The 23227-nt window shown below is 44.6% G+C and carries 19 protein-coding genes; 10 read left to right on the top strand and 9 right to left on the bottom strand.

Annotated elements, in window-relative coordinates:
• Positions 1-70: 70 nt before the first annotated feature.
• On the top strand, positions 71-523 hold the full coding sequence (yfbV, locus tag L4D05_RS03275; RefSeq protein ID WP_265675298.1) for a terminus macrodomain insulation protein YfbV: 453 nt from the start codon (positions 71-73) through the stop codon (positions 521-523).
• A gap of 199 nt (positions 524-722) precedes the next feature.
• Here the strand turns inward: yfbV and L4D05_RS03280 are convergent, their stop codons facing one another.
• Positions 723-1832: a PQQ-dependent sugar dehydrogenase gene (locus L4D05_RS03280; protein ID WP_428793010.1), complete on the bottom strand. Its 1110-nt coding sequence runs from the start codon at positions 1830-1832 to the stop codon at positions 723-725.
• 413 nt (positions 1833-2245) lie between these two features.
• On the opposite strand from L4D05_RS03280, the gene L4D05_RS03285 reads away from it, so the two are divergent.
• The 4 genes from L4D05_RS03285 (at position 2246) to malZ (ending at position 7045) form a co-directional block, all read left to right on the top strand.
• Complete coding sequence (locus L4D05_RS03285) at positions 2246-3211, top strand: ABC transporter substrate-binding protein (protein ID WP_428752332.1); 966 nt, start codon at positions 2246-2248, stop codon at positions 3209-3211.
• A 64-nt stretch (positions 3212-3275) separates the two neighbouring features.
• Positions 3276-4217, top strand: a complete 942-nt coding sequence (locus tag L4D05_RS03290; RefSeq protein ID WP_428793011.1) for an ABC transporter permease — start codon at positions 3276-3278, stop codon at positions 4215-4217.
• Positions 4214-5008, top strand: a complete 795-nt coding sequence (locus L4D05_RS03295; RefSeq protein ID WP_265675294.1) for an ABC transporter ATP-binding protein — start codon at positions 4214-4216, stop codon at positions 5006-5008. The genes L4D05_RS03290 and L4D05_RS03295 overlap by 4 nt, the downstream gene beginning before the upstream one ends.
• A 183-nt stretch (positions 5009-5191) precedes the next feature.
• Complete coding sequence (gene malZ, locus L4D05_RS03300; protein ID WP_428793012.1) at positions 5192-7045, top strand: maltodextrin glucosidase; 1854 nt, start codon at positions 5192-5194, stop codon at positions 7043-7045.
• Positions 7046-7092: 47 nt separating this feature from the next.
• Here the strand turns inward: malZ and dusC are convergent, their stop codons facing one another.
• Positions 7093-8046: a tRNA dihydrouridine(16) synthase DusC gene (dusC, locus tag L4D05_RS03305; RefSeq protein ID WP_428793013.1), complete on the bottom strand. Its 954-nt coding sequence runs from the start codon at positions 8044-8046 to the stop codon at positions 7093-7095.
• Between the two features lie 121 nt (positions 8047-8167).
• On the opposite strand from dusC, the gene L4D05_RS03310 reads away from it, so the two are divergent.
• A complete protein-coding gene (locus L4D05_RS03310; protein WP_428752328.1) occupies positions 8168-8770 on the top strand; it encodes an SEC-C metal-binding domain-containing protein in 603 nt (200 codons plus the stop codon).
• A gap of 82 nt (positions 8771-8852) precedes the next feature.
• Here L4D05_RS03310 and dsbB read toward each other — a convergent pair whose 3' ends face one another.
• Complete coding sequence (gene dsbB / locus L4D05_RS03315; protein ID WP_428793014.1) at positions 8853-9392, bottom strand: disulfide bond formation protein DsbB; 540 nt, start codon at positions 9390-9392, stop codon at positions 8853-8855.
• 78 nt (positions 9393-9470) lie between these two features.
• On the bottom strand, positions 9471-11063 hold the full coding sequence (nhaB, locus tag L4D05_RS03320; RefSeq protein WP_428752326.1) for a Na(+)/H(+) antiporter NhaB: 1593 nt from the start codon (positions 11061-11063) through the stop codon (positions 9471-9473).
• Positions 11064-11740: 677 nt separating this feature from the next.
• Between nhaB and fadR the strand changes: the two genes are divergently transcribed.
• Positions 11741-12580, top strand: coding sequence for a fatty acid metabolism transcriptional regulator FadR (fadR, locus tag L4D05_RS03325; protein ID WP_428752325.1), 840 nt, complete (start codon positions 11741-11743; stop codon positions 12578-12580).
• A gap of 126 nt (positions 12581-12706) precedes the next feature.
• On the opposite strand, the gene metG is transcribed toward fadR, so the two are convergent.
• Entirely contained in the window at positions 12707-14782 is a 2076-nt protein-coding gene (metG, locus tag L4D05_RS03330) for a methionine--tRNA ligase (protein ID WP_428793015.1), read from the bottom strand.
• A gap of 165 nt (positions 14783-14947) precedes the next feature.
• Here metG and apbC point away from each other — a divergent pair, with 165 nt between their 5' ends.
• From apbC to L4D05_RS03345, 3 genes are all read left to right on the top strand, one after another.
• Positions 14948-16024 carry an iron-sulfur cluster carrier protein ApbC gene (gene apbC / locus L4D05_RS03335; RefSeq protein ID WP_428793016.1) on the top strand — a complete coding sequence of 359 codons (1077 nt, stop codon included), beginning with the start codon at positions 14948-14950 and terminating at the stop codon, positions 16022-16024.
• Between the two features lie 178 nt (positions 16025-16202).
• The gene (gene udk / locus L4D05_RS03340; RefSeq protein ID WP_428752322.1) at positions 16203-16844 is read left to right on the top strand and encodes a uridine kinase; all 642 of its coding nucleotides are present in this window, start codon (positions 16203-16205) and stop codon (positions 16842-16844) included.
• A 158-nt stretch (positions 16845-17002) separates the two neighbouring features.
• On the top strand, positions 17003-19120 hold the full coding sequence (locus tag L4D05_RS03345) for an AsmA family protein (RefSeq protein WP_428793017.1): 2118 nt from the start codon (positions 17003-17005) through the stop codon (positions 19118-19120).
• A 121-nt stretch (positions 19121-19241) separates the two neighbouring features.
• Here L4D05_RS03345 and L4D05_RS03350 read toward each other — a convergent pair whose 3' ends face one another.
• The 4 genes from L4D05_RS03350 to L4D05_RS03365 all read right to left on the bottom strand — a co-directional run bounded on the left by L4D05_RS03350 (position 19242) and on the right by L4D05_RS03365 (position 23214).
• Positions 19242-20453: a NupC/NupG family nucleoside CNT transporter gene (locus tag L4D05_RS03350; protein ID WP_428793018.1), complete on the bottom strand. Its 1212-nt coding sequence runs from the start codon at positions 20451-20453 to the stop codon at positions 19242-19244.
• Positions 20454-20757: 304 nt separating this feature from the next.
• Positions 20758-21366 carry a cob(I)yrinic acid a,c-diamide adenosyltransferase gene (gene cobO, locus L4D05_RS03355; RefSeq protein ID WP_265675281.1) on the bottom strand — a complete coding sequence of 203 codons (609 nt, stop codon included), beginning with the start codon at positions 21364-21366 and terminating at the stop codon, positions 20758-20760.
• A gap of 173 nt (positions 21367-21539) precedes the next feature.
• Positions 21540-22019, bottom strand: a complete 480-nt coding sequence (locus tag L4D05_RS03360; protein WP_428793019.1) for a DUF2057 family protein — start codon at positions 22017-22019, stop codon at positions 21540-21542.
• 46 nt (positions 22020-22065) lie between these two features.
• Positions 22066-23214: a porin gene (locus tag L4D05_RS03365; protein WP_428793020.1), complete on the bottom strand. Its 1149-nt coding sequence runs from the start codon at positions 23212-23214 to the stop codon at positions 22066-22068.
• Positions 23215-23227 lie beyond the last annotated feature (13 nt).

The following is a 23227-nucleotide window of genomic DNA, read 5'->3' on the forward strand; positions in this document are numbered from 1 at the left end:
GAATATTAACTTTCGTCAATATTTTGCGTTTTTATTTGAATGGTTAAACTTTTTTTTAGTGAGGTTGCCGATGAGTGAGAGACTAAGCTTAACTCAGAGTTTAAAAAATGGTCAGAAGTACATGGATACTTGGCCAATGAGAAAAGAGTTAACCCCTCTGTTTCCAGAGCAGCGCATTATTAAGGCGACAAAGTTTGCTGTAAAAGTGATGCCTGCGGTTGCGGCAATCAGCGTGCTGACTCAAATGGTCTTTAATAACGCTCAAGCGATGCCTCAAACTATAGTTATCGCCTTGTTCGCGATTAGCTTGCCTTTACAAGGTATGTGGTGGTTAGGAAATCGTTCACACACCAAGCTTCCCCCTGCTCTTGCCTCGTGGTATAGAGAGTTACATCAAAAAGTAACTGAGACCGGGTACGCACTCGAGCCAGTCAAAGCGAAGCCTCGTTATAAAGAGTTGGCGATTATATTGAATAAAGCGTTTAGGCAACTCGATCGCAGTTCGTTTGATCGCTGGTTTTAGGCTCAGAGCCTACGGACGCTAAGAACTAATCCAACGCTACGAGTTAACCCAACGCGTAAATACTCAAACGCTAAATGAATTTAATTGCCCTTCACCATTCCAACAGCTTGCTAATGTAGCAAGCTGTTTTTGTTTGCTGCGCCAATCAAGATGTTGCTTGAATAATGACTAGCACGGTCCCCTCAGTCTACGTAGGCCGCTACTTCACATTATTAGAACGAGTGATCGTATAGATGCCCCCAGAGTCGGTGGTGAACCATAAAGCGCCTTGGGTATCTGAAGTGATGTCTCGGATCCTTTCATTTAAAGTTTCATAGTAGCGACGCTCTTCTAGCACTTGACCAGCTTGGTTGACATCTAACAGGTTAATGTGAGTAAGCTTTAATGCACCAATCAATAACTTGCCTTCAAGACGAGGGAAAGTTTGGCTTGGATAAATGTACAAAGAGCCTGGTGCTATAGAAGGGATATACACTTTTTTAGGGCTTGATATCCCTTCTTTTTCCGTTGCTTCCCCAACGCTGATCGGCCCCCAGTACTCTTTGCCGTGCGAGGTGATTGGCCAGCCGTAGTTTTGTCCTTTTTCTATTAGGTTGAGCTCGTCGCCACCGCGAGGACCGTGCTCAATAGCCCAAAGTTGCTGAGTTCTAGGGTGATAGGCAATGCCCTGTGGATTACGATGTCCATAGCTGTATATCTCGGGTTGAAATTGGTCATTAGCCGTAAAGGGATTGCTATTTGGGATGCTACCGTCTAGGTTGAGGCGAATAATCGAACCTGCGTGAGTTGTCGTATCTTGTCCGTTTTTTCGTACGCCAGCATCACCGATAGTCATGAATATAAAGTTATCTTGAATGGCTAACCGACTACCGAAATGCCTACCAGTGGTTACCACGACATTACTGGTGAATATATCTTGCCAATTGGTGAGTGAATGTTGAACGAGGGTAGCTTTGGCAAGAGTAGGGGACCCGCCATCGCCTTGCGCATTAGGTTTAGCGTAAGTAAAAAAGAACTCATTGTTTTTTTGTGGATTCTTAGCAACATCCATTAAGCCGCCTTGGCCGCCGCTATATACCGTTGGCAGTCCACTCACGGGTTTAACTTTGCCAGTATCTGTATTCAGCGTCACTATACGACCATCACGCAGTGTGATTAATAGTTGATCGGCAGAAATGCTTTCGATGCCCCAAGGTACCCCAGAGAGCTGGACGACTTTTTTGTATTGACTACTTTCAAATTCTTTACTGGAGGCGGTACTTACTGCTGTGGCGAATAAGCCAATAATGATCAGTATGTTGGCTTTCATGTCTTCTCCTTAGTTAAGTTCATACTCTTACCTTTTCTAAATCCATTGTTTCAAATATAGCCATGATTGCTGATTAGTCACTCGTATGGTCTATCAAGTCGCGCAGGGTAACTAATGACCTGGGCGTGTAAAAATGTCATCGGTCGCGTTATACGGATAAAGAAGCAGTGTTTGCTGTACGCATTACTGTACATGCTGAGATGATTATTTCTTCACAATTTGTTTTTACAGCACATTTGCGAGGCTGATTGTTAATAAGTTCTTTCAATTTGGTAAGTGAGCTGGTAGTAATACTAGTTAAATGCGATGATTAAATTGCATTAAAAATAGAATGTAAAATAATTATTACACCCTTTTGATTAAGGGGTTGTCACAGCAAACACAGAAAAACGTTGCTGAATCAAGGAGTCAAGATGAAAGCAAGCAAATTAATTACTACAGCGCTCTTAACGAGTGTTGCGCTGTTGTCCTCAGCAAGCATTATGGCTAAAACAGCGAAAGTCGCAGTTTCTCAGATTGTTGAGCATCCAGCGCTAGATGCAACCAGACAAGGACTGGTCGATGGCTTAAAAGCAAACGGCTACGAAGAAGGTAAAAACTTAGAGTTTGATTATAAAACGGCACAAGGTAACCCTGCGATAGCAGTACAAATTGCCCGTCAGTTTGTGGGTGAGCGTCCAGATGTACTTGTAGGGATCGCGACGCCAACAGCGCAAGCGTTAGTATCTGCAACTCGTGATATTCCAGTCGTCTTTACTGCAGTAACGGATCCGGTTGGCGCAAAGTTGGTAAAGCAGCTTGAGCAGCCCGGTAAGAATGTAACGGGGCTTTCTGATTTATCGCCCGTTGATCAACACGTAGAGCTCATTAAAGAGATTATGCCCGACGTCAAAACCATTGGTGTGGTGTACAACCCAGGCGAAGCGAATGCGGTTAGCTTGATGACATTATTAAAAGAAAGCACCAAAAAACATGGCATTGAGTTAGTTGAGGCGACGGCGCTGAAGAGTGCAGACGTACAAACGGCAACTCAAGCGATCGTATCAAAGTCTGACATTATCTATGCCCTTATTGACAACACGGTTGCGAGTGCTATTGAAGGGATGATTGTATCGGCAAACCAAGCGAAGACCCCTGTATTTGGTGCGGCAACCTCTTATGTTGAGCGTGGTGCCGTTGCCAGCCTAGGCTTTGATTATTACCAAATTGGTGTTCAAACTGCTGATTACGTAGCGCAAATTCTGGATGGTAAAGCGCCGGGTGAGTTAGACGTTAAGGTCGCAAAAGGTTCTGATTTGGTGATCAATGCGACAGCTGCGAAAAAACTAGGTCTTACTATTCCTAAAACCGTAATGGATCGCGCAACAAGCGTTAAATAGTTTTATTCCTACCTGGGCCAAGCATTTATGCTTGGCCCTTTTAATAAGCAGAAAAGGAGTTGTTATGTCTGCTTTCGCATTCTTTGGTGCTCTAGAAATTGGTCTGATTTATGGTCTCGTCGCTTTAGGCGTCTACCTCACATTCCGAGTACTTGATTTCCCTGATTTAAGTGTTGATGGCAGTTTCCCTATGGGGGCGGCCGTTGCAGCAACCGCTATTGTATCGGGTGTTAACCCTTGGATCGCTACAGGCATGGCGGTACTTGCAGGTGCAGCAACAGGTTGGGTGACGGCATTCCTGGCTGTTCGCTGTGGTATTTTGCACTTACTGGCGTCTATCTTAACGATGATAGCGGCTTTCTCTATCAATATCCGCATTATGGGCCGTCCGAATATCGCGCTGTTGGGTGAAGAAACCATTTTGACCCCATTCGAGATGATGGGTAACTCGATGTACATTCGACCGCTCGTGGTTGGTGTGTTGGTACTTATTTCAGCGTGGTTTGTTGTTCGCTTACTCAATAGTGATTTTGGCTTAGGGCTGCGAGCGACTGGCGTCAACGCTAGAATGGTGAAAGCGCAGGGGGCAAGCACGGCATTTTATACGTATTTTTGTCTTGCTCTATCAAATGGCTTTGTGGGTTTTGCCGGGGCGTTATTTGCCCAAACCAATAGCTTTGCTGATGTGACATCGGGTGTCGGTACTATTGTTGTTGGATTGGCAGCCGTGATTCTAGGTCAAACTCTTATTCCGGGTCGTAAAATTTGGGTAGCGGTTGTTGCTGTAATCGTCGGTTCAGTGCTGTATCGACTCGCAGTGGCGTTCGCCTTAAGCAGTGGCATGTTCGGGTTGCAAGCATCGGATCTTAACTTGGTCACCGCGGTATTAGTTGCGGCTGCGCTGATAGCGCCGAAGATCAAAGGAAACCTGAAAGCAAAAAAGGTCAGTAAGCCTGTTGGGAATAAAGTGGTTTCAAATTCAGGCAACACGGGGAAAGTAGCATGATTCGATTAGAAGATATTCAAGTCACTTTTAACCCAGGGACCATCTTGGAAAACCGAGCGTTAAGAAGTGTAAATTTAGAAGTACCTGAACATCAGTTTTTGACTGTGATCGGTTCCAACGGGGCGGGTAAATCGACGTTACTCGGCGCTGTGACAGGCGAAACACCCATGGTAGGTGGCCGAGTATTGATTGATGAAATGGACGTAACTCGACAAACGGTGGATCAACGGGCGAATCAATGTGCACGGGTGTTTCAAGATCCTTTAGCGGGGACTTGTGCTGATTTGACTATTGAAGAGAATATGGCATTGGCGTATATGCGCGGTAAAAAGCGCGGCTGGAGTATGTCCCTATCTTCGAAACGTCGTAAGTTGTTTCAAGAGCGCATCAGTATTTTAGGGTTAGGTTTAGAAGATCGTCTTGGTGATAATATCGGCTTGTTGTCAGGAGGCCAGCGTCAAGCGGTTAGCCTTGTGATGGCGACGTTATCGGACAGTAAGCTGCTACTTCTTGATGAGCATACTGCCGCGCTGGATCCTCGTATGGCGGCCTTTATTATCGATCTTACTAAGAAGGTCATCAGTGAGTTTAATTTGACGGTCATGATGGTGACGCACTCAATGAAAGATGCGTTGGCGTGTGGTGATAGAACGGTGATGCTGCATCAAGGGGAAATCGTCCTTGATGTGTCGGGTGAGCAACGCGCTAACATGGGCGTTCCAGACTTGTTGGAAATGTTCTCTAAAGTACGTGGCGAAGAACTGGCTGATGATAGTCTGCTATTGAGCTAGCCTACTATGTATCTACCTACTACTTACCTACTATTGACCTAGTCAATCGTGAGTGCGATTGAGCTCTACGCCTAGTCTTCTCCGCCTACTAACTGTGATCCCTCTTCAATTTGAAGGGGGATTTTTTTGTCTACGGAGTTGATTAGAATAGCGTCATCCTAAATCACTGGTAACAAGAGACTTATGAGCACTCCTTATCTCTATCATTCGCAGACTACTGACAGTGTTACTGCACATGCTGATTGTTTGCATATTGAATTACTCACCGAAGACTTACCCTTTGAGCGGGTGCTGCTAAGGCATGAACCCGACAATGAAGAGTACATCATTGAAATGACGTCGGGGGAGAAAAAGGGTCGCTTGCGAGTATGGCAGGCAATACTGCCTCTGAGTCAGGATAAGCCAGTCACTTATTACACTTTTAAAGCGATCTTAGGGCAGGCTCAGTATTGGTTAGATGGTCGTGGCGTGCAAGTGAGGATGCCCGGTAGGGAATATCACTTTAAATACAACCGAGTCGCCTGCCCACCAGAATGGGTGTCTGAGCAGGTCTTTTATCAGATATTCCCAGAACGTTTCTGTAATGGTGATCCCTCCATTGGGGTTGAAGATGGTGAATATCAGTATTTAGGCAAAAATCGACAATCTGTGAAGCGATCGTGGGGAGAACCGGTTGGTCAACATGGCAATACTGGTGCCGTGGAGTTCTACGGTGGCGATTTAGCGGGTGTACAACAAAAGTTAGATTATTTACAAGCGTTAGGTATTACAACACTGTACCTCAACCCGATATTCACTTCTTACTCCAACCATAAGTATGACACGGTAGACTACTATTCTATTGATCCGAAATTTGGGACTAACCAGCAGTTTGCAACACTATCCGAGGACATCCATCAAAGAGGGATGAAGATCGTACTTGATGCCGTGCTTAATCATACTTCCACTGAGCATGCCTGGTTTGATAAATCACAAACAAGGAACGGTGCCTATGGTTCGGTAAATAGTCCATATCGTGACTATTACTTCTTTAAAGATCAGAGCTCTGAGTGTAGTGATAGCGCTAGTAGCTATGTTGGGTGGAAGGGTATTGATACCTTACCCGTGCTGAACTTCAATAATAAACAGGTTCGGGACGCGATTTATCAGAGCGAAGATTCGGTGATCAAACATTGGTTGAAGCCGCCTTACTTGATTGATGGTTGGCGCTTTGATGTGATTCATATGCTAGGAGAAGGTGAGGGGGCGGCGAATAATGCGCACTATGTTTCCGCTTTTCGTGAGGCGATGAAGTCAGTATCACCGGACTCTTACATGCTTGGGGAACACTTTTTTGAGGCAACGAGCTGGCTGCAAGGCGATCAAGAAGATGGCTCGATGAACTATTATGGTTTTGCGCATCCAGTTAGAGCGCTATTGGCGAGCAAAGATATTCAGTTTGATCCGATTGAGCTTGATTGTCGCGACTTTTTGGAGTGGTTACGTGAAGCGAGTGCAAAGCTACCATGGGCGAATCAGCTTTCGCAACTTAACCAATTAGACAGCCACGATACTGAGCGCTTACTGACCACATTACAAGGCGATGTGGATAGGTTTAAAATCGCAGCACAGCTACTTATGACTTATGTGGGGGCACCTTGTCTATATTACGGTACAGAAGTTGGGTTAGAAGGGAGCCATGATCCCGATAATAGACGCTGCTTCCCTTGGGATAGAATTGAACACAGTGACTGGCTTAAATACTTTACCGAATTGATTGCCGCAAGACGACAGCTATCTGCGTTACAAAAGGGCAGTTTTGTCCCGCTATGGGTAGAAGCGGGCGGCTTGATTTATGCGCGAGAATTTAAGGGTAACGTTGTGATCAGTGGTTTTAACCTATCGGATGCGCCGATAACCGTTTCGTTACCACTTTGGAAAGTTGCGTCCAATTGTAAAGGCTTACGATGCTGGTGGACGAAAACGTCATATGACATTGCAGGGGATACCCTTAAACTCGAAATTAAGGGTAAAGAGTCCATACTTTTGTTTAACTGACAATATGATTCAGACTGGCTATTGCGACGAATACTTTAATTACGTCGCTAATTGACTAAAAGAGCGTCGCGATAGCGTTTGATGTCAGCAACTATTGGTTCGGCGGTTTTGTGAACCCGAATCTCACGGAACAGTTCCATTGCCTCTGGGTATTGGTTGCGTAAATAAGCAAACCACTGTTTCACTCGGTTAGGGTAGTACATCCCCTTGTCGCCTTTCATCTCATACGTTGAGTATTGGATCAGTAAATCGACCACCTCACACCACGGCATAGGCTCTTGGTTATGTTTGACGACATTACCTAGGTTCGGTACGTTAAACGCGCCGCGACACACCATTAATGAGTCAACACTAGTGGTGGCGATACAGCGCTGGCCGTCCTCGTAGTTCCAAATTTCGCCGTTGGCAATCAATGGAACCGAAACACGTTTTCGTATTTCATTAATGTAATCCCACTTAATTTCACTGGCTTTATATCCGCCCGCTTTAGTACGAGCATGAACGGTAAGCTCAGCTGCGCCAGCTTGTTCGACGGCATCAACGATTTCATAGCAATCATCGGGGTTTTCCCAGCCTAAGCGGATCTTTGCTGTAACGGGCACAGATGGATCAACCGCATCACGACAGGATTTAATGACTTGGTAAATTTGTTCAGGGTGCTGAAGCATCGCGGCGCCGCCGTTGCTCTTATTTACCAGCTTTGCAGGACAGCCAAAATTTAGGTCAACGCCTTTCGCGCCCAGTTCCGCAGCAATGACGGCGTTTTCTGCCATCCATTGTGCATGTTGGCCAAGCAATTGGATGTGAATCGGAGTCCCTGATTTAGTTTGCGAACCTTGCGTAAGCTCGGGGCAAATGCGGTGGAAAACATGGTCTGGTAAGCGCTGATCAACCACACGTACAAATTCGGTGACGCAGAGATCGTAGTCGTTAATCTCAGTCAAAATTTCTCGCATTAAATGGTCTAACACACCTTCCATTGGACCTAAAACAACACGCATAGGGCTACTCTCATTATTCTGGAGCGGGGATTCTATCTGGAAAGCGATCAAGAATCGACCATTGATGTATTGCTAGGTGCGAAATATACTTGCGGCAAACCTAAATACAGAAACCCATATTATGAATCTCATTCAATTACCTAACGGATGGCAAGGCGAGTCGGCAGACTACTTGGAAGGAGCTATTCTTGCCGCAAACTTCACCGTTTCACCATTAGCACCTTCAGAGTGGTTAGCGACGGTTATTGCTGACTATGATAAGCAACAAGAAGAGTGGGTTGTTGCGCATCTGAACGCCCAGTACGCGTATCTAAAAGCAAATCAATACAATGTGCTACCGGAGTTGGATGATAATCGTGAGCGTTTAGCTGACTTTGCTGAAGGCTTCATGGCAGCGTGGCAACATGTTGAGCCGTTGTGGTTTGAAAAATCGCCAAGTGATGGCACGATCCGAATGCTACAAGCGTTTCTAACCACGCTAATGTTGGCGATTGACGAAACTCAAACGCATGCTGAAATGACGCAAGCGGGTTACGAGACGTTACCGCAGCTTAATGACTTAGCTCCGCAGCTCGATCACATGATTAATGAAATTGCGTTGGCGGCTGATGAAATGATGATTGGTCATCAATCTCAATCGGTTAATCCATTTAAAGACACAGGCCGTAATGACCCTTGCCCTTGTGGCAGTGGCAAAAAATATAAAAAGTGTTGTGGTAACTAACGCCTATTTGAGGAATCGAAAAGCCCCCTGTTGTGATGCCGCGACAGGGGGCTTTTATTTGGGAGTACATGCTTAGGGGTTACTAAAAACCACGAGCGCGCGAGTGGGACTGTTTTGCACCTTGAGCCAAGATAATAATGGCTAATGCGACAAGGTTTCCTGCAAAAATTATCACCAGCCACTGAGGCATTGAAAGCGTGAAAAATTGCCAAACAACTTTTGAGCAATCGCCATAGGCTTCAAACATCCATGGGACCCATTGGTTAAGTGGTGCCCAATCTGGGAACGTGACAAATAGATCACAAGTTTTAAATGGTGAAGGATTAAATTGATAATCCACGTGCTCTAGTGACAATGTTAACCCTTTAACGGCAGCGGCTCCCCATGCAACGAGGCCAGTCCAGCGCAATACCACATTGTTAGGGTTAATCAGACCGATAGTCGCCGCACCTAAGATGCCGAACATGGCAACACGCTCATAAATGCACATTACACACGGGCCTAGCATTAACACATGCTGGAAGAATAACGCGCATAGTTCAAAAATTAATGTGCACGCAAACAATAGGGCCCACGAAAGGCGTGTCTTGGAAAATGCTTTGATGTTGGAAAGAATCGTCACGGAGTCGTCCTTGAAATAAAAAAAGCTCTGAATACTCAGAGCTTTTTAACGTGGATTAGTTTCACAAGCAACTAAAAATTAATGCCCAGATGAGACAGCGGCCTCAATAACCTTACTTGAATTCTCTACAATCCAGCCTGCGTCGTAAAACCAAGCCGTCATAGGTTCTAGTAAATACACGATGCCAAACAAACCAACTAATGCCAAAACGACAGTGTAAGGCAGTGCCATGATGACCATTTTGCCATACGACAAGCGGATAAGCGGAGCAAGTGCTGAAGTTAATAGGAACAAGAACGCAGCCTGACCATTTGGCGTTGCAACAGAAGGCAGGTTAGTACCAGTGTTAATAGCAACGGCAAGTAAGTCGAACTGATCACGAGTAATCAGTCCGTCGTTTAGAGCGGCTTTTACTTCGTTGATGTAAACGGTTCCTACAAATACGTTGTCGGAAACCATCGATAGTATACCGTTAGCGACGTAGAACAGCGCTAATTGTGTGCCTTTGTCTTCAACGTGGAGTACCGCATCGATGATTGGCTTGAAAAGACCTTGGTCGATAATAACAGCAACAATTGAGAAGAATACGGCAAGCAATGCAGTAAAAGGTAGAGCTTCTTCAAAGGCTTTACCCATTGAGTGCTCTTCAATAACACCGGTAAACGCAGTCGCAAGGATAATAACAGATAGACCGATAAGACCTACAGCAGCAAGGTGCATCGCCAGTGCGACAATCAACCAAACAGCGATAGCACCTTGGATCCATAGTTTTGCGACATCTTGCTTTGTTCTTGTCTTACGTTCTTCACGATCAAAATCAACTAAGATTTGACGAACGTTATCAGGAAGCTGCGCGCCATAGCCAAATACTTTGAATTTTTCAACAAGCGCACAAGTTACCAGACCAAGTACAAAGACCGGAGCGGTTACAGGTAGCATGCGAATAATGAATTCACCAAATAACCAGCCAGCTTGATCGGCAATAATCAGGTTTTGTGGCTCGCCAACCATTGTCATTACGCCGCCTAGCGCTGTACCTACACCTGCGTGCATCAGCAGAGAGCGTAAGAAAGCACGATAATCTTCAAGGTCTTCGCGGGTGAGTTCTGAAAGCTCATCATCATGCGTATGGTCATGAGAAGAGCCTGACCCTTTTCCAGATGCCACTTTGTGATAAATTGAGTAAAACCCGATTGCGACACTGATAACAACGGCAATTACTGTCAGAGCATCAAGGAAGGCTGACAGGAAAGCGGCGGTAAAACAAAACGCCAAAGAAAGAATAGTTTTAGACTGGATGCCCAGTAAGATCTTGGTAAACATGAACAACAAAAGTTGTTTCATGAAGTAGATACCTGCCACCATAAATACAAGGAGTAGCAGTACTTCGATGTTATTTACGATTTCGTGTTTCACCATGGCGGGACTGGTCATCCCCATTGCAACGGCTTCAATTGCGAGTAATCCACCAGGTTGTAATGGGTAGCATTTTAGCGCCATTGCAAGGGTGAAGATGAACTCAACAACAAGTAGCCAACCGGCTACAAACGGATCAATCAGGAAAAAAACGATAGGGTTGATAATTAGGAAAGCAATGATCGCTAATTTATACCAATCCGGAGCTTTACCAAGGAAGTTCTTGATGAAAGCCTTTCCTATAGACATCGGCATAGTAATACTCTTATGTAGTTATTAATCGAAATTTACAAGAAGGCGTTAGAGTATTTGAGAGGAGGTTCCAAACAAAATTAAACTATAAAAACTTAGAAAACAAACGTCATTTCACGTGGGCGAAGGCCTTTGTTCACTTGCCAAGTCTCTCAGTTTTTAAGCGCTCCTTGCTTCGACCGCAACTCTACTCTTTGATTGGATATAGTCAACAAAAATTACAATTTCAGGGGTTGATTATTCTAGTTTTTTCCAAAAACGCGATCCATGCAAGATAAGTAAAACATGGTTCTATGGTGCCCATGTAGGCGTTACAAGATACAAGCGATTGTAAAAAACAGGGCTCAACGATAGTAGTTGAAACGAATTGGTTAAAAAAGAAAGTTATTCTTGGGTAAAGGCGTCTTTGCTTCGGATATAACGTAATAATAAACAGGCCGTATAGCAAGGCGCCTTGCCATGCCTCTTGGGTCATGAGTATGTGATGGAATCATTAACACTGGTTGTTCAATGATATTTGCTAGCAATGAATGCGAACCGCTGAAGAAATGTCAATATAGAGTCAAAACTCTATATTTTTAATGTTACAGATATAAGTAGTGTAGGTTTACCAATTTCTTTAAGTAGTGGTATGATGAGTTCTATAGTCAAATGAATTAAATAATTGGATAAACCCCATAATGGTGATTAAGGCGAAGAGCCCAGCAGGGTTCGCTGAAAAATATATTATCGAAAGTATCTGGAATGGTCGCTTTCCCCCTGGTTCAATTCTACCGGCAGAGCGTGAGTTATCAGAACTAATTGGGGTGACAAGGACAACGTTGCGCGAAGTGCTGCAACGTCTTGCTCGTGATGGTTGGTTAACGATTCAACATGGTAAACCAACCAAAGTTAACCAGTTTATGGAGACGTCGGGTCTGCATATTCTTGATACGTTAATGACATTAGATGCCGATAACGCGACCTCTATCGTAGAGGACTTATTGGCGGCGCGCACAAATATTAGCCCAATATTTATGCGTTATGCATTTAAAGCTAATAAAGAGAACTCGGAAAGAACCATCGAAGGTATTATTGAGTCTTGTGAAAGCTTGTTAAATGCCGAGTCTTGGGACGCATTCGTCGAGACGTCACCGTATGAAGATAAAATTCGTCAACATGTTAAAGACGAAACCGAGAAAGACGAAGAAAAGCGTCAGATCGCATTGATTGCTCGTACTTTTAACTTTTACGACTACATGTTGTTCCAACGTTTAGCTTTCCATTCTGGTAACCAAATTTACGGGCTTATCTTTAATGGTTTGAAAAAGCTTTACGATCGTGTAGGTACGTACTATTTCTCAAATCCAGAAGCGAGAATGTTGGCGCTTAACTTTTACAAAGACCTACTGGTCATTTGTGAGTCGGGTGATCGTGATAGGCTTCCGGTAGTGATTCGTCAATATGGTTTGGCAAGTGGCCAAGTATGGAATCAGATGAAAACCACACTTCCGACGAGCTTTACTGAAGACGACAGTTAATTTTGTGTCAAATATCGCTATAGCGATACGTAGGCAAAAAAACCACAGCATTGTGGTTTTTTTGGAATGAAAAGTTTCAGAATAAAAAAAGCCAGCCGAAAAGGCTGGCTTTTTCATTGCGTAGGTTTACATGACACGCATACCTGGCTGTGCGCCTTCGTGCGGTTCTAGAATCCATAAGTCTTTGCCACCAGGACCTGCGGCTAGGATCATGCCTTCTGACATACCAAACTTCATTTTACGCGGTTTTAGGTTAGCAACCATGACGGTTAGCTTCCCTTCCAGCTCTTCTGGTTTATACGCCGATTTAATACCAGAGAATACCTGACGAGTTTCGCCGCCAATATCCAATTGGAATTTAAGTAGCTTGTTTGCTTTTGGCACTTCTTCACAAGAGATGATACGTGCAATTCGCATGTCGACTTTTGCAAAGTCATCGAATTCAATCTCTTCAGAGATTGGCTCTTTATCAAGTTCAGTTTGGCTGGCTTGTTCTTTTTCAGCTTCCGCTTTTTCCTTTGCTGCCATTTCAATCGCCGCATCTTCTTTCGATGCTTCTACCATAGCTTCAACCTTTTTAGGGTCGATACGGTTGAATAGAGCTTTGAACTTAGTAATGTCATGAGCGGTCAACGGAGATTCAATGTTCTCCCACGTTAACTCTTCATTTAAGAACGCTTCAGTTCTAGAAGCAAGTTCTGGCATTACTGGCTTTAAGTAGGCCATCAGCACTCGGAAAAGGTTGATACCAACAGAGCAGATATCTTGCAGCTCTTGGTCCTTACCTTCTTCTTTAGCCACCACCCATGGAGCCTTCTCATCGACATATTGGTTAGCTTTGTCAGCAAGAGCGGTGATTTCACGAATAGCGCGACCAAATTCACGAGACTCATAGAATGCGCCGATACGCTCAGCGGCAGCGACAAATTCGTTATAAAGCTCAGGTTCGGCAAAATTGTCAGATAGCTTGCCATCAAAACGCTTAGTGATGAAACCAGCATTACGTGATGCTAGGTTAACGATCTTGTTAACAACGTCGGCGTTAACACGCTGAGTGAAGTCTTCAAGGTTAAGATCTAAGTCATCAATACGACTGTTTAGTTTCGCTGCGTAGTAGTAACGTAAGCACTCAGGGTCTAAATGGTTAAGGTAAGTACTAGCCTTAACAAAGGTGCCTTTTGACTTAGACATCTTCGCGCCATTCACTGTGACATAACCGTGAACAAAGACATTGTTTGGTTTGCGGAATCCTGAGCCTTCAAGCATCGCAGGCCAGAATAGGCTGTGGAAATAAACAATATCTTTACCGATGAAGTGATAAAGCTCAGTCGTGCTGTCTTTTTTCCAGTATTCATCGAAGTCTAGATCGTCACGCTTGTCACAAAGGTTTTTAAATGAACCCATGTAGCCGATAGGGGCATCAAGCCACACGTAGAAGAATTTATCTTTTTCGCCTGGGATTTCAAAACCAAAGTAAGGCGCATCACGAGAGATGTCCCATTGTTGTAAGCCAGACTCAAACCACTCCTGCATTTTGTTAGCAGTTTCGTTTTGTAGAGAGCCAGAACGTGTCCATTCTTTCAACATGCTTTCGAATTGAGGCAGGTCAAAGAAGAAGTGCTCAGAGTCTTTCATTACAGGTGTCGCACCAGATACTGCTGATTTCGGGTTAATCAACTCTGTTGGGCTGTAGGTTTCACCACAGTTGTCACAGTTATCACCGTATTGGTCTTCAGACTTACACTTAGGGCATGTACCTTTAACGAAACGGTCCGGCAGGAACATTTCTTTTTCAGGATCGAACAACTGAGAAATTGTACGGCTAGAAATAAAGCCGTTTTTCTTAAGCTCTAGATAGATATGAGAAGCAAGCTCGCGGTTCTCATCACTGTGCGTGCTGTGATAGTTATCAAAGCTAATATCAAAGCCCGCGAAATCTTTTTGGTGCTCTTCGCTAACCGCTGCGATCATTTCTTCTGGCGAGATCCCCATCTGCTGAGCTTTCAGCATGATTGGTGTGCCGTGAGCGTCATCAGCACAAATGAAGTTAACTACGTTGCCACGTAGACGCTGATAGCGTACCCAGATGTCAGCTTGAATATGTTCAAGCATGTGACCTAGGTGGATTGAGCCATTAGCGTACGGTAGCGCGCAGGTTACCAACAGTTTCCTTGCGGAAAGATTTCTCGGATCGGTTGCCATACTTAATTATCGCTTTCTTATTCAGTGTAAAATATTGGCTAATACTACATGATGCTCGTCGGGACTCCAAGGTATCCCGAGTCAATCCCCTTAACTTTTTTGGGGTTCTGGTTCTGGCAACTCAGTGCTAGTCTTACAGTAATAGCAAATACAAGGAACCCCCTAATGCGCACGTTTGAGTCGAAACAAGAATTTTGTCAATGGCTAGGTGAATTTACTGCGGATAATCTAAAAGTTGGCTGGAGTGAAGTTCCTGATGTAGTGAAGGTTCTGGCAACGGGTGAATTTATTATTACGCTGCCCTTTGCTAACCAAACACTATTAAGTGAATTAGAGGTATGGATCAACAACAAGCAAGAGAGCCAGCAAGTCGCGGCGTTTAATTTCTCTGTTTCTAGCTCAACTAAGCCCCTCGTTACGACAGTGGCGGCAGAAGTAAAGGGCGTGAAGAATATTATTGCGGTGACGTCGGCAAAAGGTGGAGTGGGCAAATCAACGACGGCGGTTAATCTCGCGCTTGCTATTCGCAAGTTAGGGGCGAAAGTGGGCATTTTGGATGCCGATGTATATGGGCCGTCGGTACCACTGATGCTCGGTAAAATGGATGCCCACCCTGAGGTTCGCGATGGTAAGTGGATGCAGCCTGTTGAAGCGCACGGTATTTACACTCAATCGATTGGTTATTTAATTAGTTCTGATGATGCGGCGATTTGGCGCGGCCCTATGGCATCGAAGGCCTTAGCGCAATTATTGAATGAGACAGAATGGCCCGAGTTGGATTACTTGATCCTTGATATGCCACCGGGTACAGGTGATATCCAGTTGACGTTATCACAGCAAATCCCTGTAACGGCAGCACTGATTGTCACCACTCCGCAAGACTTAGCATTAGCCGATGCGATTAAAGGGGTGGCGATGTTTGATAAAGTGTCTGTGCCGGTGCTGGGCGTGATTGAAAATATGAGTTATCACATCTGTAGTCAGTGCGGTTCGAAAGAGCATATTTTTGGCTCTGGTGGCGCAGAATGGATGGCGTCCAAATTTGGTATTAATCTATTAGCTCAGGTGCCGCTGCATATTGATATTCGTGAGTCAGTGGATAATGGTGCGCCAACGGTAGTGGCCAGTCCTCAAGGTGAGCATGCTGCTATCTATCGAATGTTGGCAGAAAGGGTGTGCGCCGACCTTTATTGGAGTGGTAAAGCCAAGCCTGAATCCATTCAATTTACCATGGTAGAGTAAGGCAAAATCGATAGTTCGTGGTGGCGGTGAAAAAAGTAATCGATTGCAAAGTAAAAATTGGTGGCAAAAGGCAATATTGAGCACCAAATAACTGCGTGACCGTCTAGTATCTAAGGGGTGAAATCCCTATAATTACCCGGTTTTGTCCTCACCACCATATATGTACTAGGTGCAAAGAATGTCTGATAATAATCAATGTGTCATCGTCGGTATCGCTGGCGCTTCTGCTTCTGGAAAAAGTCTCATTGCGAGCACTATCTATAACGAACTGCGCGAAAAAGTGGGCGATCACCAAATTGGTGTGATCACGGAAGATTGTTACTACAACGACCAAAGCCATCTGAGTATGGATGAGCGTGTTAAAACCAACTACGATCACCCAAATGCGCTTGATCACGACTTATTGTGTGACCACCTAGAAGCGTTGATTCGCGGTGAAGCGGTTGAAGTACCGGAATATAGTTATTCTGATCATACTCGTACGAGCACAACGACGGCGTTAACGCCGAAAAAAGTGATCATTCTTGAAGGTATCTTGCTGCTAACGGACCCAAGACTCCGCAAGCTCATGCATGCGACAGTCTTTATGGATACGCCGTTAGATATTTGCTTGTTGCGCCGTGTGACCCGTGATGTTGAAGAGCGTGGACGTACTATGGAATCTGTACTGCAGCAATATCAGAAGACAGTTCGTCCAATGTTCATGCAGTTTATTGAACCGTCAAAGCAGTATGCCGATATTATTGTTCCTCGTGGTGGTAAAAACCGTATTGCGATCGACGTACTTAAAGCACATATTGCGAAGTTGCTTAGAGCGTAATTCTTACAGTCAGGCATTTGAATTCTTACGTTACGCTGTTGCAATTTGTTCTATACTGAATGGGTGCACTCGTAACGTTTAAATTGCTTTATTTTTTAATAAATTAGTGGCACTTTATGTGCCACTTTTTGTTTTTTAGCCTTGCAAGGAAGTTGCCAATGAAAAAACTACTCCTTATTCTCGCCATTCCAATTTTAGTGGTCATCGTCGCTATCACTGCACTGGTTGTGTTTGTTAATCCTAATCAGTTTAAGCCAATGATCACTGAACAAGTTCAAACACAAACCGGGCTTGAATTGGAAATTAACGGTGACATCAGTTGGCAGTTCTTCCCGTCTCTTGGCTTTGAATTGGGCGAGACGAAACTAAAAAACCCGCAAGGTTTTAACAATCCAAACTTATTCAGCGTAACCCAAGTGGGCGTGAGTATTGCCGTGATGCCAATACTCGATAAGACATTAGACATTGGTTCGATAACATTAGACGGTGCGCAAGTGTATCTAGAGACGCTTGCTGACGGTCGCTCCAATTTAGATGCGATTACCACGCCAAAAGAGGCGACGCCAGAAACCTCAACTCAAGACGTGACAACACCGCCACAAGACGCGACTTCTACATCGGCTGATGGCTGGAAGATTTCTCTTTCAGGTGTGATGGTTTCCAATGCGTTACTCGAAATCTCAGACGCTAAAACGGGAACCTTAACCAAGCTTTATGATGTCGGTCTAACCGTATCTGAGTTCGCCGCAGACCAATGGACGACAGCGCAATTTTCAGTCAAAGGGGCAATGGAAGCAAAAGGGCAAGCCGCAGCTCAGCAGTTTGCTGCGAACGGCACAGCAGACTTTACGCTAAGCCAAGACTTTAGTCGCTATGCGCTAAGAAATATTGAATTTGATGCCACTTTCAATGATGGTGTGAACAAGATAGATAGTGCTCAGTTAAAACTTGATACTTTTGAATTTGATAAAGTGAATAACATTAGTTTTGCGCTTCAAGGTATCGTGGCGGACATGGCGTTGAACGCGTCAGGTAGTACCGCATTTGAAATCGATAAAGCGATGACAATGTTAACCTTGAATGCGTTAACACTGGATGCGGCGGTAGAAGGTGAAGCTTTGCCACAGTCACCAATGAAAATTGGTATGGCATCGAATTTAACGTTTGATTTGAAGAAGCAATTTCTCGACTTTGTCTTGCAAAAGTTGACGGTGAATAACATTGTGTTAGATGGGAAAGCCACGGTTCAGCTTGCTGATATTCCTAAAGTGCGTTTTTCACTGCATAGCCCAAATATTGATCTAGACGAATTTTTAGGTCTGGCTCAGTCACAGGAAGCCGCTAAACAGGAAGACAAAACCGTAGCGGGCAGTGGTAGCGAAAAGCCTGCTAACGCGGTAGAAGTTGAACCGGATCTTAGTGCCTTAAAAGGTTTGGATGTTAAAGGCTCAATTACCATTGATAAATTTAAAGCAGCCAATGCACACATGCAGGCAGTTAAGACGCAATTTTATGTCAACCGTGGTGTGGCAGAATTAACATCATTTAGTTCAAACCTATACCAGGGTTCGATTACGGCCAAAGCGAAGCTTGATGCGAGAAAGTCGCCGGCAAGCTATAGCGCAGTGAAGAAAATAAAAGGCGTTAAAGTTCAGCCTTTACTTAAAGACGTAGCGGGTAATGATAAGCTGGAAGGAACCGGTAATATTGATGTCAATATTACTGGTAAAAGCTTAACTCAGACGGGCATTAAGAAAAACCTGAAGGGAACCATCAAGATCAACTTTGAAGATGGCGCGGTAAATGGCATCAACGTTGCTCAAATGATTCGTGATAATTACGCTCGATTTAAGGGGCAATCACCAGACGGTAAGAAGGGTCCGCAGAAAACCGACTTCAGTGCAATGACAGCTACATTGACGTTGAATAAGGGCGTGGTATCGACCAACAACATGAAGGCAGAGTCACCACTGTTACGCATTCATGGCGAAGGTTCGGCGAATTACATTAATGAGACGGTCGACTTTTTAGTGCGTACTTCTGTAGTAGGAACGTTGGAAGGGCAGGGCGGACAAAGTATTACTGAACTGCGTGACGTGACTATTCCGATTAAAGTCACTGGCGCATGGACACAACCGCAGTTTGCGCTGGTTTTTGATGATGTGCTTAAGCAAAAAGCACAAAAAGAAGTGGAACGCGCGACAGAGCGTCTTGGCATCAAAGATGAAAAGACAAAGAAAGCTGTTGATGGTCTTTTGAAGGGGCTATTTAACTAGCAGTGATAAGGCTAACCATACGCAGTATAGCGTTGAATGGTTATTAAAAAGCGGTGTCCTTGGACACCGCTTTTTGTTTTTGACAAGTGCTAGATTAACCTGTTGCTAACTAGCTAAGCATCTATAGCGAGAAGAATATCCCAGCTAAACAGGCACTCATTAAGTTTGCAAGGGTACCGGCTAATACTGCTTTAAAACCTAAACTTGCCACATCAGAGCGACGCTCTGGCGACATGACACCAATAGAACCTAACTGAATGGCAATCGAGCCAATATTTGCGAAGCCGCAGAGCGCAAAAGTAATAATAATTTGGCTGTGTTCAGATAGTGTTGCTTGGTACTTAATAAAGTCGATGAACGCGACAAACTCATTCATGACAACTTTTTGACCAATGAATGAGCCAGCTAGCATCATCTCACTTTGGTCGACACCAATCAGCCATGCAATTGGGGCAAATACGTATCCAAACAGTAGCTGCAACGTAATACCATCAGCACCAAATAGCTCTGCGATAGATTCAATGGCAGCATTCGCCATTGCGACCACGCTGACTAATGCCACTAGCATTGTACCCACGGCGACGGCGACCTTAACGCCATTCATTGCACCAGATGCAAGCGCATCAATGACGTTGCTTTGATCGCCGGTGTCTAAGTCTATTGATTGGTGGTCCGCTGGGGTGTGTTGTTCAGGAACAATGAGCTTCGCCATCATAAGAGAACCAGGTGCAGCCATAAAGCTGGCGGCAATCAGATATCGCAGTTCCACGCCTAGTCCGGCATAACCGCCTAATACACTGCCAGCAACCGACGCCATGCCACCCGCCATCACCGCGAATAGTTCTGAGCGAGTCATCGTCGCAAGAAATGGACGGATAAGTAACGGTGACTCACCTTGAGAGAGGAAGATGTTACCTGTTGCGACCAGAGATTCGGCTTTGCTGGTACCCAAGAAGCGTTGGATAAGGCCCCCTAAAACACGAATCACGATTTGCATAATACCAAGGTAATACAGAGCGGAGATAAGGGCGCTGATCACAATGATAATTGGCAGAACGCGAACGGCAAAGATAAACCCTTCAGTGGCGAGATCACCAAATAAAAATTGGATACCCACGTCAGAGAAACTCAGGACTTTTGCTACGCCATTGCTCATCGCACCAAGGATGTGTTGACCAAAAGGGATGTACAAGACAAAAGCGGCAAACAGAACTTGCAGTAATAGTGCGCGTAGCACGGTATTCCAGTTAATTGCTTTTCGGTTCTCTGAGAAGATAAAACCAATAGCGATAAGGGAAGCGATGCCAAATAACCCGAAAAGGATAGCGGTCATAGTGGGTATACCTCACGAGCAGTGAGTGTAAACAGCATTGGAGAAGAAGACCAAGACGTTAGCGTCGAGGGTTGCGGAAACCAATCTTGACGATAGGAAAAGAAATATTTGACCATTTTTATACCTTTACAAGCTTTTAAAATTGCAGCTGGTCCAATTCCTTGGGGTCGTTCACAGTTCCTTGGTGACGGCTTGTATTGGTGTATAACTGACGCGAGTGCGTAGCAAACGGTGGGGCAGTATATAGAAAAAAATGAGACTTGCATCTCATTTTTGTGATGGGGAAGGCTGTTTGGTTAATTAATCACCAATCGACGCCTTTTAGTGCTTTAACGCCAGATTCAAAAGCGTGTTTGACATTCTTAACTTCAGAAACCGTATCAGCAAGTTCGATGAGAGTGCGGTGAGCGCCACGGCCCGTGATGATGACCGATTGCATCTTAGGGCGTTCGGTTAGCGCTTCAACCACTTCATCTAAGTCAATATAACCATAGCTGACCATGTAGGTGAGTTCGTCAAATAACACCACATCAATAGTGTCGTCTTTGAGCATACGTTTGCACTCTTGCCACACCAACTGTGCAGCAATCGTATCTGCTTCTTTATTTTGTGTTTCCCAGGTAAAGCCTGTCGCCATGACTTGAAACTCAACACCGAGTTTTTCTAGAAGGTTTCTCTCGCCGTTTGCCCATGTGCCTTTGATGAACTGCGCCACCGCAGCTTTTTTATCGTGACCTACTGCTCGAGCTACAGTGCCAAAGCCTGAGGTTGATTTGCCTTTACCATTGCCAGTAATGATAAGTAGTAGCCCTTTTTCTTCTTGGGCATTGGCAATTTTCTCATCAACATTTTCTTTAACTTTTTGTTGACGAGCTTTGTGTTTTAACTGTTTCTGTTCATCTGACAGTGACATGATTGATTCCCTTTATTAAGCGGCAGCTAACGTTTATTCCATGATAAAGGAATATGACAAGAAAAAAACAAGAGAATAAATAGGGATATCGGCGCACGGTTAGGCTGGAATCACTTAAAAACTAATACCCACTGCAAAGTGGGTATTAGTTAAATTGAGCTCGTTGGCGTTTTTCATTGTTCTTGTTGCTTGCGGTTATATTCTTTAAGAATCCCGACGAAGTCTTCAAACCCGACAAAGCCCGTCGTCGCAATGGTGTCCGCGACAAAACGAATAGATGATTTTTCTGTGTCTATGAACTCAAAATTGAGTTCTTGCTCAAAGGCTCGAGCATCGGCTTTATCTCTAAATAAAGGATAAGATAGCGTTGCGTTGGAAGAGGTTAATTCAAACGTTAACACGATCAAATTTGAACGATACTTTTCTTTCATCGTGTTGTAAGGGATCGGCTGCTCCAGTGTTAAAAGCAGTTGGTTTTCTGCTTGGTTTAAAATCAACTGATTATTGTCATTGAAAACCCCGTTTTCGACTGCTTCACCGTTGACGACGTGGACCACAATACCGCGCCCAAGTTCAAGAAGGTGTGTGGTTTCTTGTGCGTGTAAATTAAAGCACGTAAACAACAGAAGTAGGCTGCTAATTATTTTTTTCATTGTTACCTCATTAATAGGGAGGAAGACCTCCCTAAATATTCAGTGGTTAAAATACGTATTCGACACCAACCGATACTTCGTCGTACGAGTCTGACTTCCAACGACGATAAGATAAGTCCTGTGAGCCAGATACTGGCAGTTTGTTGTCACCCATTCTTACGTCTTTTGCTCGAAAATATAGGACGGCAGTTGGGTCAACGTAATACATAGTCTGGAAAGAAATTACATCGTCATCCGTTCCTGATAATGTCTGACCGTTGACGCTGAGTTCCTCATTTTTCGCGTAGCCAAGTTTGAACTGCCAATCTGAAATATCATACATAAATGCGGTTGAGAAGGCATTTTGCTTTTCTTTTCGCCCCGTATCGAGACCAGATGTAACCAACGCATCTTGCCAACGGTATTGGGTAAAGAATGAAATACCGTTGTCGAACCAGCCTTGTAAACTTGCAAGGTAGGTATTGTTGTCCCAAATACGACTATCAGAGGTCTTCGCGGGCGTGCTTCCCGGTTTTTCATAATTGACGGTTTCTTTGGTGTTGCGGTTAATTTCGTACGCACCAGAAATTAAGAAAGGCCCCGCTTTGTAGTGCGCTGCACTACCTTGCCACCACCCTTGGTCCGCGCCAGTCGCCGCTGCTTTTGTTCGGCCATAGCCCACGTCAACAGATGCGCCACGCCATTCAGGCGAGTCCCATCGGATGCTATTGGATGAGCGATCTTGAAATTTGGCACCGCCAATCATACCACCCCAGTCCCAAACATCGCCCATTCCCGGGTTAGCACCTGGCCAGTCGACAATTTCGTACATGGGTGTGAGCACTCGGCCCAAACGAATCTGCCCAAATGAGTCCCAGTCCTCAAAACCTACAAACGTGTCTCGCTCACCCAATCCGCCGCTAGCTTCATGATTTTTATAAGAAGGGTCGACGTAACCCGACTCGATTTGCCAGATAAATAGTGGCTTAAATTTAGCGAATTGTTTACTGCCACGAAAGCCGATACGACTTTCATTGTTGGTTTGAAACCCAGTTAAATTGGGGGAGTTCGCGTACTCCCGAAAGTGAGCTTGTAGGGCAATCTTACCGTACACCTCATATTTCATGCCTGCTTTAATAGCGTCAATATCGATGTTATCGGATGCGGCTGCGCCTACTGAAACACAGGTCAGCATTGTTACTGCTAGCTTTTTCATTGTTGATTATCTT

This window comes from Vibrio nomapromontoriensis (assembly GCF_050337205.1).
GTDB classification, from domain to species: domain Bacteria; phylum Pseudomonadota; class Gammaproteobacteria; order Enterobacterales; family Vibrionaceae; genus Vibrio; species Vibrio nomapromontoriensis.

Coding starts and splice junctions, on each gene's coding strand:
- yfbV (WP_265675298.1), top strand. CDS start 71: ATGAGTGAGAGACTAAGCTTAACTCAGAGTTTAAAAAATGGTCAGAAG.
- L4D05_RS03280 (WP_428793010.1), bottom strand. CDS start 1,832: ATGAAAGCCAACATACTGATCATTATTGGCTTATTCGCCACAGCAGTA.
- L4D05_RS03285 (WP_428752332.1), top strand. CDS start 2,246: ATGAAAGCAAGCAAATTAATTACTACAGCGCTCTTAACGAGTGTTGCG.
- L4D05_RS03290 (WP_428793011.1), top strand. CDS start 3,276: ATGTCTGCTTTCGCATTCTTTGGTGCTCTAGAAATTGGTCTGATTTAT.
- L4D05_RS03295 (WP_265675294.1), top strand. CDS start 4,214: ATGATTCGATTAGAAGATATTCAAGTCACTTTTAACCCAGGGACCATC.
- malZ (WP_428793012.1), top strand. CDS start 5,192: ATGAGCACTCCTTATCTCTATCATTCGCAGACTACTGACAGTGTTACT.
- dusC (WP_428793013.1), bottom strand. CDS start 8,046: ATGCGTGTTGTTTTAGGTCCAATGGAAGGTGTGTTAGACCATTTAATG.
- L4D05_RS03310 (WP_428752328.1), top strand. CDS start 8,168: ATGAATCTCATTCAATTACCTAACGGATGGCAAGGCGAGTCGGCAGAC.
- nhaB (WP_428752326.1), bottom strand. CDS start 11,063: ATGCCGATGTCTATAGGAAAGGCTTTCATCAAGAACTTCCTTGGTAAA.
- fadR (WP_428752325.1), top strand. CDS start 11,741: ATGGTGATTAAGGCGAAGAGCCCAGCAGGGTTCGCTGAAAAATATATT.
- metG (WP_428793015.1), bottom strand. CDS start 14,782: ATGGCAACCGATCCGAGAAATCTTTCCGCAAGGAAACTGTTGGTAACC.
- apbC (WP_428793016.1), top strand. CDS start 14,948: ATGCGCACGTTTGAGTCGAAACAAGAATTTTGTCAATGGCTAGGTGAA.
- udk (WP_428752322.1), top strand. CDS start 16,203: ATGTCTGATAATAATCAATGTGTCATCGTCGGTATCGCTGGCGCTTCT.
- L4D05_RS03345 (WP_428793017.1), top strand. CDS start 17,003: ATGAAAAAACTACTCCTTATTCTCGCCATTCCAATTTTAGTGGTCATC.
- L4D05_RS03350 (WP_428793018.1), bottom strand. CDS start 20,453: ATGACCGCTATCCTTTTCGGGTTATTTGGCATCGCTTCCCTTATCGCT.
- cobO (WP_265675281.1), bottom strand. CDS start 21,366: ATGTCACTGTCAGATGAACAGAAACAGTTAAAACACAAAGCTCGTCAA.
- L4D05_RS03360 (WP_428793019.1), bottom strand. CDS start 22,019: ATGAAAAAAATAATTAGCAGCCTACTTCTGTTGTTTACGTGCTTTAAT.
- L4D05_RS03365 (WP_428793020.1), bottom strand. CDS start 23,214: ATGAAAAAGCTAGCAGTAACAATGCTGACCTGTGTTTCAGTAGGCGCA.